The organism is Oculatella sp. FACHB-28, assembly GCF_014696015.1.
Lineage (GTDB): Bacteria > Cyanobacteriota > Cyanobacteriia > Elainellales > Elainellaceae > JAAUTN01.
Map to the genome: position 1 here is coordinate 78193 of NZ_JACJPJ010000045.1, position 13833 is coordinate 92025.

Here is a 13833-nt window from a genome sequence, read left to right on the forward strand (position 1 = left end):
TTCAGTATAGAGGGCTACAAAGTCAAGGGCTTGCTAGCTGAGCTGTTCAATTTTGTCTATTAATTTTGCCTTAATACGGCAATCTTCCACTTTTATTCATTTTTCGGTCAAGGCTCTCGGTCGTCACAGTTAATACGTTGGTTAAAGCAGAGGGTGAATCAATGCTCCAATCCATTCAATACTCCATGGACTTCATTCGGGATGAAGCTCGTCAACTCGTTCAACAAGGAGTGATCAGCCGTCATCAGCCCATTTATGTTCTTTGCCAGTACATTCCCGCCCGGGAATGGAATTGGGTTGAATGTGAGTTAGAAAAAAGCAGCTTTCTGCTCCGCGATCGCATTGGTGATCTGCTGGGGCGGGAAGATTGGGATAACGATTAGTCACAAAACAAAGCTACAAAACAATCAGTCACCCTGACACGCGCTTGGCGATACTAGGCGATCGCCAATACAGCAAGTGTCAAAGTGAGTCCAGAATGAGCGTCAGGGACTTTTCGAGACTAAGATGGTGAATCTTGCTCTCGTAGTCTCTCAAGCTCTGCCCGAATCGCAGCAATTTGTGCAGTCAGCTCTTCTAAATCAAGCTGCACATCGGGTGGAGCGGCCGTTGCCGTACTAGAACTGCTAGGAGTGTTAGGGGTATCGCTGGAGTTTGTTTGAGCAGCGTGTTGAGACAAAATTGTGTCCACAAAGTTTCGTGCTTCTTGCTCCGTCATCTCACCTTTTACGGCCCATTCTTCAGTGAGTTGACCTAGTTCAGCTCTTAGCCTGTAAAGGTTTTCGTCACGACGTTGCGGATCTTGCAAGGTTTCAATTAATGATGCAGTCGCGCCCAGGGTAACGCGAAATCCTTTTTGGACAATTTGGAGAAGAGTGTCTGAGTTCATTAAGGTTTTTAGAGGCTAGGCGTTCTGTTGCCCCGATTCTACGCTTTCCAGTGAGGCGATCGCAATTGCTGGGGGCTTTCGATCCTTGCTGCGCTGGTTCACTGCTGTTCTAGATATTGGTTGATATCTTCGATCAGACGCGTCAACTCGGCTTCTGTGCTGAGACGAATTCGTTCATCCCGCAACGTGATCAAAACTTTTGCTGCAAATGGGCTAGACCATATATTCGGATTGCAAAAGATTTCTAAAAAGACATCTCCGGTATATTGGTATTCCATTGGCTTTTGGGGATTAGGCTTCCCCCCGCCCGAAGTGGCATGAGAGGCAGTGGCTCTAAGGCTATCCATTAGAGTGGCGATCGCCGCCTGAAGCGCTTTTGCTGCCTCTGGTGAAAAGTTAAACGAAACAGATCCCTCAACAAGATTCAGCCTGAGTTGGGAAGACATACAGCACTCCTCAATAAGTTAGTTATTAATAGGTCAAAAGATAATTGCAGGCAGAACTGTAGGGTGTGTTAGCGCAGGGAACACTATCAATCTTGCAGCATCCTGCACTGCGCTCAACACTTGCTCAAAAGCCCCATTTGCGTCGTCCGCCCACATCAAGGTGAACAATATGTCTGCGGTTGCCAGGGTAGACTCCCACACCGCCTGGCCACCAGGACATCACCGCATTTGCAACCTGCCGCCCAGAATATCCAGCAACAGAAATATCTGCCGCTCTGCCGCTTAAGTGCTGACTGTTTCTCACCCCACCCACCCGAGTGTTATAGGGCTCGGGGCGATACCAGGATGTAATTCTAAACGGTCTACCAATCTGGTTTCTGGCCCGCTGAAGCTGCCTTGCTAGAGCCAAAATGTTACTGACTTCTTGAGTCGTTTTAGGAATACGAGTGCCGCTTTTAGTTGCTTCCCCCCAAGTAAAGCTACCCCCCGGAATAATGGGTTGATCGGTGTAGAAAGTACTCTGGTTGCCAGGGAGTTTAAAGCTTCTCCCTTGAAATGGTCGGGGCGCTCCTGCTCCAGGGCTTGGTGTAGGCGATGGGGTAGAACTGGGAACTTGAGGAATGGGATAGACCACATCGTTGTCAAACTCGACATGGGCGTGCTGTTCGTAGACAAACCAGGAACTCAACCCTCGAATGTAGTCTTCTTGGTTTTCTAACGCAAATTTAATGTGATTGTTAAAGTCTCCCTGAGCATTGGCATAGGCATAGGACTGAAGCTCAAAAGACGCACCTTTGGCGATCGCCTGCACTTCTTCAGCACTCAACTGCCCTGATTGAAGGGGACGACGCTTAAAGAGTGTATTTTCTGTCACTTTCAAAATAAAGCTGGCTGCCTGCTCTTCTTGCGGATAGACCACCTTGCCATCAAACTCAACCTGAGCATGGCGATTGTAAACATACCAGGTGTTCATACCGCGAATGTAATAAGCTTGATTGGCGATCGCAAACTTGATGTGACCATCAAATTCTCCGTTTGCATCGGCGTAAGCATAGGATTGAATTTCTAACGTAGCACCCGCCGATACGCTGTAACTTTCCTCTGTTTCTAGCTCTGAAGCCGAAACGGGACGACGCTTAAAGACGGTGTTTTGGGTCACTCTTAAGACCTGACGCACCATAGGATGATCCTCACTAAAACGGTTATTGGGGTGATATTTTTGGCATCACTTAGGTTCTTTTCAAAAGCGGAATCTAAGCTGCGACTGCCTTGAATTCAATAGCCTTGAGACTAAATAGCCACGTAGCTCAAATCCTAATTTAATGACATTCAGCTTAAGCTCCTTGTCTATCGTTTATCTCAAGATGCCTAAATTTGAAGTCTGGCCGCGTAATGACTATTTCGCCAGATGAAATTCGCCTTTCGTCAAATACTGTCATGAATTGAGTTGGGGAGGCTGATAGTCTTCAATCATACAGTTGCTTTTAACCGTTTGAGCAACCGTTTAACCTGCTTAAACCGCCAGAATTCGCGCTCATCAATCTCATACCGTTTCTAGATGTAGCTTCAAAGAGGATTGTTGTAATGTTCAGTTGCCCTTACACAGAATTTAAGAAATTGGAAAGATAGTTTTTTGTACACAATCTGTTTTTCTTGAGATGCCGTGATTTCCGTGTGATTTTGGTGAAAAGCATTATTGAAGTGAGACAAAGCCGTGGACTACCGCGCTCAGGTGCGTCGAGTATTGCTGATCACATTGCTGCTTAACCTGCTGGTCATGTTGATTAAAGCAGGAGTAGGTTGGTGGACAGGTTCACTCAGTTTGATTGCAGATGCGCTGCATAGCGTCACCGATAGTGCTAGCAATGTTTTAGGACTAATCGCCAGTAGATTTTCTTCACCTCAACCCGACCGGGATCATCCCTACGGACATCAAAAATTTGAAGCCGTCGGCGCGCTAGGAATTGCTGCATTTCTAGGAATTGCCTGTTTTGAAATTTTGCAGGGAGCGGTCGAGCGGATCTTTGCAGGTGGGCAAGCCGTAGAACTGTCGGCGATCGCTCTATGGCTCGTGTTGTTTGTATTAGGAGTGAATATTTTTGTTGCCTTTTACGAGCGGCGGGTAGGGCAACGGTTGGGTAGCAATATTCTGATCGCAGATGCTCACCACACCATGAGCGACATCTGGATCACCATCACTGTTCTAGTGAGCTTGTTGGGTGTTTGGTTAGGCTACCAATGGCTGGATATTTTCTTAGCATTTCCAGTGGCGCTGCTGGTGTTTCGCAGTGGGTGGATGGTGCTACGAGCAAACTTACCCTGGCTAGTGGATGAAATGGCGATCGCCCCAGAAGCAATCTACCAGGTCGTGATGCAGGTACCCGGTGTGATCAACTGTCACGATATTGCTTCTAGAGGTCTATTAGGACGGCAAGTGTTTATGGAAATGCATTTGATCGTAGATGCTGAAGACGTAGCCGCAGCCCACCAAATTACAGAAGCCGTAGAAACCCATTTAGAAGAGAGATATGGCCCTGTTCGTATTAGCATTCATGTCGAGCCACCTAACTATCAGTCCAGCCAGATTAGCTACAGCAAAGAGTGAAGAATGGAGGTTTGGATCAATCCATACGCCTATAGGCAGAGGAAGACCGATAGGATAGAGAGAGAAGTTTAAGGGGGAGAAGAAACGCATGGATTTGGTTTCGCTTCAGGGATGGCTTGATAACGCCTCATTTGCCGTTCTGTTTGTCACCATGCTGCTTTATTGGGGCGGTACGGCGTTTCCCCGAATTCCCTACCTGGCAATTTTAGGAACGGGGGGAATGGCGATTGCCAATCTTTGCATCGCGACCCTTCTAGCCTCCCGTTGGATCGAAGCAGGTTATTTTCCCCTCAGCAATCTGTACGAGTCACTATTTTTTCTGGCATGGGGCATTACTGCTGTGCATCTGGTGGTGGAGAACTCGAGCCGCAGTCGCCTCGTTGGTACCGTTACGGCACCTGTGGCGATGAGCATTACGGCTTTTGCAACGCTGACTCTGCCCTCTCAAATGCAGAACGCTGAGCCATTGGTGCCTGCTCTCAAGTCAAACTGGCTAATGATGCACGTCAGCGTCATGTTGCTGAGCTATGCCGCGCTACTGGTTGGGGCACTGCTGGCGATCGCTTTCTTGGTCGTCACTCGCGGTCAAAACATTGAACTGCGCGGCAGTTCTGTCGGCACGGGAGCCTATCGCGATTCGCGCCGTCAACTCCGCAAACCCAGTGAAGCTAACCAGATGGCAGTCGTAGTTGCTGAAACGACCTCAGCCATCGAGAGTCAGGCTGTAGGCGGCACGGCTGTATTAGATGCTGTAGCAACCTCTGCTCCTGTTGCTACTGAACCTTTGTCTCCTCAACGCTTGAGTTTGGCAGATACGCTAGACAACATTAGCTATCGCACCATTGGATTAGGATTTCCGCTGCTCACGATTGGCATTATTGCTGGAGCCGTTTGGGCAAACGAAGCCTGGGGGTCTTATTGGAGTTGGGACCCGAAGGAAACTTGGGCGCTAATTACCTGGCTCGTTTTTGCAGCTTATCTGCATGCCCGGATCACTCGGGGTTGGCAGGGCCGTCGTCCCGCAATCCTCGCGGCATCAGGCTTTGTCGTCGTCTGGGTCTGTTACCTGGGAGTCAATATCTTAGGGAAGGGCTTACATAGCTATGGTTGGTTTTTCTAGGGTTGCTCGTGGGTTATGACGCATGACCTGGACAGCAATTCATGCGTCAGTGCATCAAATCATCCGGGCTAGAGGTTTGTTGCAGAAGGGTCAACATCTGCTAGTAGCGGTTTCTGGTGGACAGGACTCACTATGTCTGGTGCGGTTGCTGCTCGATTTACAGCCTAAATGGAATTGGACCTTGGCGATCGCTCACTGCGACCACCGCTGGCGATCGGATTCCTCAGCGAATGCAGATTACGTTGAGCAATTAGCTCAACAGTGGCAAGTTCCCTATTTTGGGGCGGTGGCGATCGCTCCACCTAAAAGCGAAGCCGCAGCACGAGAATGGCGCTATGGGGAGCTTGCTGAGATTGCAAGAAAACACGGTTATAGTGCCATTGCAACAGGGCATACGGCTAGCGATCGCGCTGAAACATTGCTCTACAACCTGATGCGGGGCAGCGGTATAGATGGGCTGCAAGCCCTGACCTGGCAGCGAGAGCTAAGTCCTGGGTTGCATCTTGTCCGACCGCTGCTCGAAATGACCCGGGCTGAAACAGCCCAGTTTTGTGAAACGGCTCAGCTTCAGGTTTGGCAAGATGCAACTAATCAGGATCTACACTACGCCCGCAACCGCATTCGCCGGGAACTGTTGCCTTACCTCAAAACTCACTTCAACCCCCGAATTGAGCAAGCGCTATCGCAAACGGCGGAGCTACTGCGAGGCGACATCAATTATTTAGAAACAGCTACTACTGCCCTGCGACAGCAAGCAACCGCACTAGAGCCTTCCGCATCAAACCAGTCCCCTTCAAAGGAAGATTGCTCAGAGCATCGACTCAACCGATTGGTGTTAAAGTCGGCTCACCCAGCCCTTCAGCGACGAGTCATGCGGCAATGGCTGCAACAGGTTCTACCCGAAGCCCCTAACTTTGACCAGATCGAAAAGCTCACTGCACTTATCTCTGCGCCAAACCGCACTCAAACGGACCCTTTCCCGGGAGGAGCAATCGCGATTGTCCGGGGAGACTGGATCTGCCTGCACACTAACAATCCATCAAACAATCCATAAAATGGCTGCTTATGAAGTCGCAAACTCTGGAGTCGGATTGCTCGTCAATTGCTCAATGGTTTGCTGCATTTCTGCGATCGCCTGAAGCTGATAGTCGCTAGCTTCCTGGAACTGAGCGGTGAGATTAGCGATCGCCTCCAGCTTTTCCTTCACGCTATTGAGGTTGTCCTGGGTCGGTTGCAGTGTCTCCTGATATAAGTTGACCCTGCCCCACAGTTCTGCTGCCTGGGCTTTTTGGGTTTGCCACTGCTGCTCTAGTTGCTTAATTTCATTGCGCTTTAGCTCTTGTTCACCCGCCTGATGATCGACAGTGCTCTGAGCTTGCTCAATTGCCGTCTGAATCTGCTGAATCTGTTCCTGAAGTTCTTTTAGATCCTCTGCTTGCTGCTGCCGTAGCTCCTCAAGCTGTGTGATAATCGGCTCTAAATTCAGATTGCCTTCAACAGAAGGCGGATTTTCTACCGTTTTACCTTGGCGACGGTCTAAAACTGTTTGATGTTGCTGAAGCACCTGCTCTCGATCTCGATAGTTACGCCGCTGACCGACCAGTGTTTCATTCAACATCTTGTAGCGATCTTGTTCCTCGGCTAGTTCCGTTTCTAGCGCCATTCGGTCGTACTCGCTAGCCTGCTGCATCCGCTCTTTGAGGGCATCGATCGCCTCTTGTTGCAGCGTCAGTTCCTCTTCCTGCCCGTTAACAAACCGAAAAACCTTTTCTAAATCTCGCTGCAAATCTTGTACAACCTTTTGCAGTTCGTCGATTGACATTTGCTCCAGGGTATCAACGTCAACCCTAGTTCCAACCAAGACCTTGTCTGATCCTTCTGCAATTCGGCAAATCTGCCGATGCAGATCGTCCTGGTTTTGCGATCGCACCATCAGCGCTTGTGCCTGTGCCTGCTTCAGCGTCAGTGCATTTTGCTGCACCAATAGCTCAGAGCGCGATCGCTCCAAAGCATCCTGCGCTTCATGCCAAGCCTGCCAGCGATTTTGAATATCTGGAGTCTGCTGGTCTACTTCCAACTGAAGCTGCTGAGCCGAATTGCGCTGTTGCTCCAGATTTTGCCAGTGATGGTCGAGCGTTTGCTGATACTGAGAAATTGCCTCAAAAGAAAAGTTAAGCTGTTCCCGCACAGACTCCGTTGGTGCAACCGCTCCGGACAATCGACTCAACAATTCTTGGATGTGTAGAGCCTGTTCTTCATCCAGTCCGACCGTCTGCTGTAGCTCTGCCTGACGCTCCTCCAGCTTATGCATCTCTCCGTGCAGCTGCGCCCACGCTCCCTCTAGCTCCTGGTTCTTGCGGTCAAACTCTTCCCGCAGTCGATTCACTTCTTCACGGGTTGCTTCAATTTCTTGCTGCTGCTGCTCTAGCTTCTCAAACTCTTGCTCCATCTGTTCGAGCTGTTCGCGGCGGGTTTCCATCTCCATCTCTCGGAGATTTAGCTCCTGGCTCTGGTAAGTAAGAGACTGCTTCCACTGCTCAATTTCTTCTTCCTGGGTTTTAAACTTCTCTTGTAAACGCGAGAAGTTTTGCAGAATGCTAACGAGCTGGCGACCTGCTTCACTATGCCGCTGCACCTGCTTGCCATTGGTCAAATCCACCATGACCAGTGCGCCCGCGTTGTATCCAGCGTCATCCGGTGCTGGAATGATTTCATCTCCCGATACGGCAGTCCAACATTGCTCAGACCGCTGACAGGCTAACAGCTTAAACTCAGCCTTGCCACCTCCAATCACTCTAGCCTTTCTCTGTACTTCTGCCAGATACAGCACGCCGATAATCCCCTTCCGTGTCTTAGCTTGATTCTGTTTCTATTAGCTTATTTGCGAACTCAGCTATCCAGTCTAGTTGGCTTAAATCTAGTTGGCTCAAATTCGATTGGTTTAAATCTAAATTAATTGAATCCAGTTTAAGGAGACAACGCTAGCAAAACAACCTGCTATAGCAATTTCTATAGCAATTTCACTGATTCAATTTCGCTTTCGACACCACAGTGACACCTAAACTCCACCAGATTTGTTACAGCAACATTGCCAAACTGAACCAAATAGCACCCCTGGAATCCATCAATGGTATCGTCACTTTAGGGCGGATTGCCAACAACACTGCTTCTTTTCTGATTGATCTCATTAAAAGGGAACTGAAACTTCTAAGAGGAAGTTATAGTTATATGACACATATTGCACCCTTGCCGAGTCAGTTGCTTTAGGATTGCAGTGATTGCCACAGTCAGTTACTTGGAAGTTGTGAAAGTTAGAGCGATCAGGTAGGCAAGCTTGACCCAGGTTTAGGCTGTTTTCAGGAGAGCATTTTGGCTACATGCAGGGCAAGTTGAGCGAAATCGATATCCGCAGCATTTTACAGCTCGTTGAGTTGGGTCAGAGAACGGGTGAGCTGTTTGTGGAAGCGTATGGAATGGGAAGCATTGTGGGCGATGCGGTCGGTAGCTCTGCCTTGCGACGTGCCTCTAAACGAATGAGCGATCGCTCCTGGTTTGTTTTCTTCATCAATGGTCAAATCATCTACGCTGGCGACAGCGGCGGTAATCTAACTCGGCTGCGCGACCATCTGCGGCGCTACAAAAAAACAGATAACGTCCTTGATAACATCAGCGTTTCCTCAATTGCTACCGTCAACGCACCTGAATATGGACACCTCTGGGCACTGCTAGAAAACCACATTCTCACACCCGCTCAGGGACGCAGCATCATCCAGAGCATGGTGCATGAGACCTTGTTTGATCTGCTCAGCTTTCACCAAGGCTCTTTCATTTTTGAAATTGGACCCGCCCTCTCTCCTCAACTCACCACCCTGGAGATTGGTCCGCTGCTGGTCAAGATTATTAAACAGGTGCAGGAATGGAAGCAGTTTCATCCTCACATCCAGTCGCCGGATCAGTGCCCTGTAATTTCAGACCCTACGCAGTTGCGTGAAGCTTTGAATGAGAATGCTTTCAAAATGCTAGGCAGATGGGTAGACGGGAAGACCTCCATCCGGCAAATGGCGCGCTACCTCAATCGGGACATTCTCACCGTTGCCAAAGCTATCTATCCCTATGTACAGCAAGGGCTAGTGCAGCTCTTGCACCTCACTTCAGAAGAATCTCTGTTTGGCAGACGTAACTTTGACCTGCAGCAGCAAGACAAGGTGCCTCGCATTGTTTGCATCGATGACGGAGCAACAATCCGCAAAGCAGTGGAATTTATCTTGAACGAGCAAGGTTATGAAGCCACTGCGATTAGCAATCCAGTTAGGGCGCTGAGTCTAGTTTTTCAGCTAAAGCCCGACCTGATTTTGTGTGACATCGCCATGCCAGAACTAGATGGCTACGAAATTTGCGCCATGCTGCGTAAGTCTACTGCATTCCGGCAAACCCCCATCGTGATGCTGACGGGCAAAGAAGGCTTTATTGACCGGGTAAAAGCCCGCATGGTAGGAGCAACGGACTATTTGACGAAGCCGTTTGGCGAAAATGAATTATTGATGCTGGTAGAAAAATATGTTGGGTTGGGGTATCCCGATCGCCCCCGCCCTGATCGCCTTCTCGCAGAAGCCTTGGAAGATGAGCTAGAAATTGATATTCCTTCCGCTTCTACTTCATCAAAACCTTAAGGTTAAATCCAGTTAATTATGATAAGGAGTACTTTACTTAATTTGATTAGACTCCAAGGTAGATTACAGTAGTTCTTTCCGTTGGCGATCGCGGTGAGCAGGTGGGAAGTTATGAGTACAGTTCTAGTGGTAGAAGACAGTGTGACGCAGCGGGAGATGATTACAGATTTGCTCAAAGGCAGCGGATTAGACGTAACGGTCGCCAGCGACGGAGTCGAGGCACTAGAGCAAATTCAGGGAAAATGTCCTGATTTAGTTGTGCTAGACATTGTGATGCCACGCATGAACGGATATGAAGTTTGCCGCAGGCTTAAAGCTGATCCAAAAACTCAAAATGTTCCTGTGGTAATGTGTTCCTCCAAAGGCGAAGAATTCGACCGCTATTGGGGAATGAAACAAGGAGCCGACGCCTACATTGCCAAACCTTTTCAACCGACAGAGTTAGTAGGTACGGTTAAACAATTGTTACGAGGGTAGAATTATTGCGATAAAAGCCGTTTCAAAAAATAGCAGGTGTGATGATAGGCAACCCAGATTTCTTAACAGGTAGAGGTCAAGACCAAGTTCCAGAATTTCAGGAATTAGAGAGTCCTGAAGGTGAACTGCATCTGAGGTTTTTTGTGCCTTCAGGAGATGAATTTGCCTTACCTGCAACTGGAATTCGCGAAGTCATCTCATCTTCTTCCGACCGAATTACTCCCATCCCGAATGTTTCTCCCTTATTGTTAGGTACACTAAACGTTCGTGGAAGAGTAATCTGGGTCGCGGATCTCGGTCAATTTTTAGGAGATCCAACTCCTTTAAGCACAGATAGGCAAGACATTTCAGTGATCGCCGTCGAAGATCAAGACGCTATGCTAGGCTTAGCAGTTGACCGGATTTTAGGAATGGACTGGTTGGATGTTGATGAAATTCAAATACCAACCAACGTCCCAGACGGGATGGCTCCTTTTCTTCGGGGAGAGTGGTCAACAGGAAAAGAATCTAACCGATTTCTTAGACTGCTCGATCAGATAGCAATTCTTCGATCAGCACGGTGGGCAGCATGAACTTTTAGCATAAGCGGGTATTGCACGGGCAGGAGAAGGCAAATGGGATCAGGCACGGAGTACGCACAGGAATATCAACAGGCTGAGAAAGCCTACATGCAGGGCAGCTATGAGGAGGCCGCTGCCATTGTCGATCGCCTGGTTGAAGATTACCCAGAAGACCCAAACGTGCGTCTTTTACGGGGGCACATCTACTGCTATGGCTTACAGCAATACGAGGTGGCACTAGAGCAATATCAGTCGGTATTGGGACTCACCTCAGATGCAGAATACCTTGACTACGCCAATAACGGCATGGCTTATGCAGGGCAGTTCATCGGTGCTGGAGATCTCGATGAGGACGACATCGATGACTTTGCTGCCGATGGATTTACAGATATTGATGAGGACTTTGACAGCACCATGGAGTCTCAAGCGGCGTTTAATTCCGCTAACTTTGGTGCGCCTGCTGACAACTGGCAAGATTCGCCCGACCAAAATTTTGGTAGTGACTTTGACTTTGCCAGCCTTGATGTAGATAGCTCCGACGATATACCAGTAAGTTCTGGCTATGCCGCTGCTAGCAGCACCTCCCCGTTTGACGACCCCTTTGCTAGTGGCGGAACAAGCCATGTAGCGGGTGAAGCCGAAGCCGAAACCTTTGACGATTTTGGTGATCCCTTTACAGTAGACGAAGACTCTTTTGACTTCTCAGGCAATTCGGACAGTGTTGATCCAGATGCAGCAGATATGCCCAGCATCTACACCAGCAGTTCGGGTTATGCCAGCGATTCAGGCTTTTCGACTGGCAGTAAGTTTGCTCCTCCCAGCGACTTTGATGAATCTGACTATACGCCGCCTGATTTTCAGGATTCATCTGGGTTAAACACGCGTCCACCCACCGATGAAGAGACTCTGTTTATGGCTGCGGAAGAATCTGCGGCGACCTTTAAGCAAGAAGAAACGTTTGGTTACGCTGATCCAGACTCAGGCGAGTACAACGGTAGTTTCTATGACGATGACGATCGCACCTTTGTCTCTTCAGAAGGAAACGGCTATTCAGAAGGTTTCGATGAAAGTGACTTTGCTACCAACGAAGAGGTCGCGTTTGTCAGCGATTCCTCCGCAGGTGTAGGCAGTCGCAGCAATGTAGACTTTCTCGACGAATTTGACGAGTTTGATGACTTAGGCAGCATTTCCGACTTTGATTTGTCTGATAACTCTGCTGGCTTTGCTAGCCCCAACATCAGCTCTGGCTTTGGCAGTTCTAACAACAGCGATGGTGGCTTTGACTTTGGTGACAGTAGCGATCACTCGGTCATCCGAGAGGATGAGATCTTTAGTATCTCTGGCAGCTCCGAGCAGTTGCCAACGTTTGCCCATTCTGATAATCAAAGCTTAGATACCGAGGTCAATGTTGAACAGGGCGCTCTCAGTTTCCTGGAAAATACACCACTGGGTGGGAAGAAGCTGGTGGTGGCGATCGCCACGGGTGTCGTTTCCCTCTTAACCGTAGCCTTTATCCACTACGGCTTTAGACTCGTTACAACGAGAAATCAAAGCCTTGCTCAGGAAACCCGCGTCCAAATTGCTTCACAGCTTGATCGGGCAGCCCTGGCAGCGAGCCTGGCTGCTGGATTGGTCGGTGGCACAACTGCCTTTATCCTCGCTGGAGCAACCAACAAGCAAATCAAGCGCACGGCCGACGATTTACAGGCTCAATTTGAAGCCGTATCTCACGGCGATTTGAGTGCGCGAGCAACAGTCTATTCCAAAGATGAATTTGGTCAACTTGCGGCTGGGTTTAACCAAATGGCGCGAGTAATCTTGACCACTACCAGCGAAGCGCAGCGCAAGGCAGAAGAGCAAGAACAGGCTAAGGAAGACTTGCAACGTCAGGTGATTCGCCTGCTGGACGATGTAGAAGGCGCAGCGAGAGGCGACTTGACCGTACAGGCAGAGGTAACGGCTGATGTGCTGGGCGCGGTAGCGGATTCCTTTAACCTGACCATTCAGAACCTGCGAGACATCGTACAACAGGTGAAGATTGCGGCACGTCAGGTTAATAAAGGTGCAACAGAAAACGAAATTTTTGCGCGATCGCTTTCCTCTGACGCTTTGCGACAGGCAGAAGAGCTAGCCGTGACGCTAAATTCTGTGCAGGTGATGACTGACTCGATTCAGCGAGTAGCCGAAAGTGCCCGTGAAGCCGAGGAAGTGGCGCGTTCAGCATCAGCAACCGCCCTTAAGGGCGGCGAAGCGGTAGAACGCACCGTATCCGGTATTCTCGAAATTCGAGAAACGGTTGCAGAAACCACCCGTAAAGTGAAGCGACTGGCAGAATCTTCCCAAGAAATTTCCAAGATTGTGGCATTGATTTCTCAAATCGCTTCTCGTACCAACCTGCTGGCACTGAACGCCAGTATTGAGGCGGCGAGAGCCGGAGAAGCGGGACGAGGCTTTGCGATCGTGGCAGACGAAGTGCGACAGTTGGCTGACCGAGCCGCAAAAGCATCCAAGGAAATTGAGCAAATCGTCCTGCAAATTCAGAGTGAGACGGGCTCTGTAATGACTGCGATGGAAGAAGGCACGCAGCAGGTGATTGAGGGTACTCGGCTAGCAGAGCAGGCCAAGCGATCGCTCGAAGACATCATTCAGGTGTCAAACCGAATCGATGTACTGGTGCGATCCATCACCGCCGACACCGTTGAGCAGACCGAAACCTCCCGCAATGTGGCACAAGTCATGCAGTCGGTCGAATTGACGGCTCAAGAAACCTCTCAAGAAGCCCAACGAGTGTCTGGTTCTTTGCAAAGCCTGGTTGGCGTTGCGCGAGATCTGCTCACGTCGGTGGAGCGATTCCGAGTAGAGGCAGACCCCAAATAAGCCACTGTTTAGGAGTAGCTGAGAACCCTAGATATTAAGATTCAGGTAGTGCAAGAGTAGATTTACTTAGCTTTGATGTCGATTTAAATAGAATCGGGTAAAGTTAATCAAACAAAGACTGAATTTGAAGCTCAGTTAAAACTGGGGGCACACCACACCTGAGGTCGTCGCTTTGTCCCCGTTGAAATG

The 13833-nt window shown here is 49.3% G+C and carries 12 protein-coding genes; 8 read left to right on the forward strand and 4 right to left on the reverse strand.

Going from position 1 to position 13833, the window contains the following annotated elements:
• The first annotated feature begins 161 nt into the window (after positions 1 to 161).
• The gene (locus H6F88_RS07505; RefSeq protein ID WP_190642123.1) at positions 162 to 383 is read left to right on the forward strand and encodes a DUF4327 family protein; all 222 of its coding nucleotides are present in this window, start codon (positions 162 to 164) and stop codon (positions 381 to 383) included.
• A gap of 119 nt (positions 384 to 502) precedes the next feature.
• On the opposite strand, the gene H6F88_RS07510 is transcribed toward H6F88_RS07505, so the two are convergent.
• The 3 genes from H6F88_RS07510 to H6F88_RS07520 form a co-directional block, all read right to left on the reverse strand.
• Positions 503 to 889: a hypothetical protein gene (locus H6F88_RS07510; RefSeq protein WP_190642124.1), complete on the reverse strand. Its 387-nt coding sequence runs from the start codon at positions 887 to 889 to the stop codon at positions 503 to 505.
• Between the two features lie 98 nt (positions 890 to 987).
• Positions 988 to 1335, reverse strand: a complete 348-nt coding sequence (locus H6F88_RS07515) for a hypothetical protein (protein ID WP_190642125.1) — start codon at positions 1333 to 1335, stop codon at positions 988 to 990.
• Positions 1336 to 1459: 124 nt separating this feature from the next.
• Positions 1460 to 2515: a D-Ala-D-Ala carboxypeptidase family metallohydrolase gene (locus H6F88_RS07520; protein ID WP_190642126.1), complete on the reverse strand. Its 1056-nt coding sequence runs from the start codon at positions 2513 to 2515 to the stop codon at positions 1460 to 1462.
• Between the two features lie 534 nt (positions 2516 to 3049).
• Between H6F88_RS07520 and H6F88_RS07525 the strand changes: the two genes are divergently transcribed.
• From H6F88_RS07525 to tilS, 3 genes are all read left to right on the forward strand, one after another.
• The gene (locus H6F88_RS07525) at positions 3050 to 3940 is read left to right on the forward strand and encodes a cation diffusion facilitator family transporter (RefSeq protein ID WP_347277674.1); all 891 of its coding nucleotides are present in this window, start codon (positions 3050 to 3052) and stop codon (positions 3938 to 3940) included.
• Between the two features lie 88 nt (positions 3941 to 4028).
• On the forward strand, positions 4029 to 5060 hold the full coding sequence (gene ccsB, locus H6F88_RS07530) for a c-type cytochrome biogenesis protein CcsB (RefSeq protein WP_190642127.1): 1032 nt from the start codon (positions 4029 to 4031) through the stop codon (positions 5058 to 5060).
• 22 nt (positions 5061 to 5082) lie between these two features.
• A complete protein-coding gene (tilS, locus tag H6F88_RS07535) occupies positions 5083 to 6114 on the forward strand; it encodes a tRNA lysidine(34) synthetase TilS (RefSeq protein ID WP_190642128.1) in 1032 nt (343 codons plus the stop codon).
• A 9-nt stretch (positions 6115 to 6123) separates the two neighbouring features.
• Here the strand turns inward: tilS and hmpF are convergent, their stop codons facing one another.
• Positions 6124 to 7890 carry a pilus motility taxis protein HmpF gene (gene hmpF, locus H6F88_RS07540; RefSeq protein ID WP_190642129.1) on the reverse strand — a complete coding sequence of 589 codons (1767 nt, stop codon included), beginning with the start codon at positions 7888 to 7890 and terminating at the stop codon, positions 6124 to 6126.
• A 547-nt stretch (positions 7891 to 8437) separates the two neighbouring features.
• Here hmpF and H6F88_RS07545 point away from each other — a divergent pair.
• The 4 genes from H6F88_RS07545 to H6F88_RS07560 all read left to right on the forward strand — a co-directional run bounded on the left by H6F88_RS07545 (position 8438) and on the right by H6F88_RS07560 (position 13644).
• The gene (locus tag H6F88_RS07545; protein ID WP_190642130.1) at positions 8438 to 9730 is read left to right on the forward strand and encodes a response regulator; all 1293 of its coding nucleotides are present in this window, start codon (positions 8438 to 8440) and stop codon (positions 9728 to 9730) included.
• Positions 9731 to 9841: 111 nt separating this feature from the next.
• Entirely contained in the window at positions 9842 to 10207 is a 366-nt protein-coding gene (locus H6F88_RS07550; protein ID WP_190642131.1) for a response regulator, read from the forward strand.
• A 41-nt stretch (positions 10208 to 10248) separates the two neighbouring features.
• Complete coding sequence (locus H6F88_RS07555; protein ID WP_190642132.1) at positions 10249 to 10779, forward strand: chemotaxis protein CheW; 531 nt, start codon at positions 10249 to 10251, stop codon at positions 10777 to 10779.
• Between the two features lie 42 nt (positions 10780 to 10821).
• Entirely contained in the window at positions 10822 to 13644 is a 2823-nt protein-coding gene (locus H6F88_RS07560; RefSeq protein ID WP_190642133.1) for a methyl-accepting chemotaxis protein, read from the forward strand.
• Positions 13645 to 13833 lie beyond the last annotated feature (189 nt).

Bases quoted from the DNA above. Each gene is read 5' to 3' on its own strand.
- H6F88_RS07505 (WP_190642123.1), top strand. From the start codon at position 162: ATGCTCCAATCCATTCAATACTCCATGGACTTCATTCGGGATGAAGCT.
- H6F88_RS07510 (WP_190642124.1), bottom strand. From the start codon at position 889: ATGAACTCAGACACTCTTCTCCAAATTGTCCAAAAAGGATTTCGCGTT.
- H6F88_RS07515 (WP_190642125.1), bottom strand. From the start codon at position 1,335: ATGTCTTCCCAACTCAGGCTGAATCTTGTTGAGGGATCTGTTTCGTTT.
- H6F88_RS07520 (WP_190642126.1), bottom strand. From the start codon at position 2,515: ATGGTGCGTCAGGTCTTAAGAGTGACCCAAAACACCGTCTTTAAGCGT.
- ccsB (WP_190642127.1), top strand. From the start codon at position 4,029: ATGGATTTGGTTTCGCTTCAGGGATGGCTTGATAACGCCTCATTTGCC.
- tilS (WP_190642128.1), top strand. From the start codon at position 5,083: ATGACCTGGACAGCAATTCATGCGTCAGTGCATCAAATCATCCGGGCT.
- H6F88_RS07545 (WP_190642130.1), top strand. From the start codon at position 8,438: ATGCAGGGCAAGTTGAGCGAAATCGATATCCGCAGCATTTTACAGCTC.
- H6F88_RS07550 (WP_190642131.1), top strand. From the start codon at position 9,842: ATGAGTACAGTTCTAGTGGTAGAAGACAGTGTGACGCAGCGGGAGATG.
- H6F88_RS07555 (WP_190642132.1), top strand. From the start codon at position 10,249: ATGATAGGCAACCCAGATTTCTTAACAGGTAGAGGTCAAGACCAAGTT.
- H6F88_RS07560 (WP_190642133.1), top strand. From the start codon at position 10,822: ATGGGATCAGGCACGGAGTACGCACAGGAATATCAACAGGCTGAGAAA.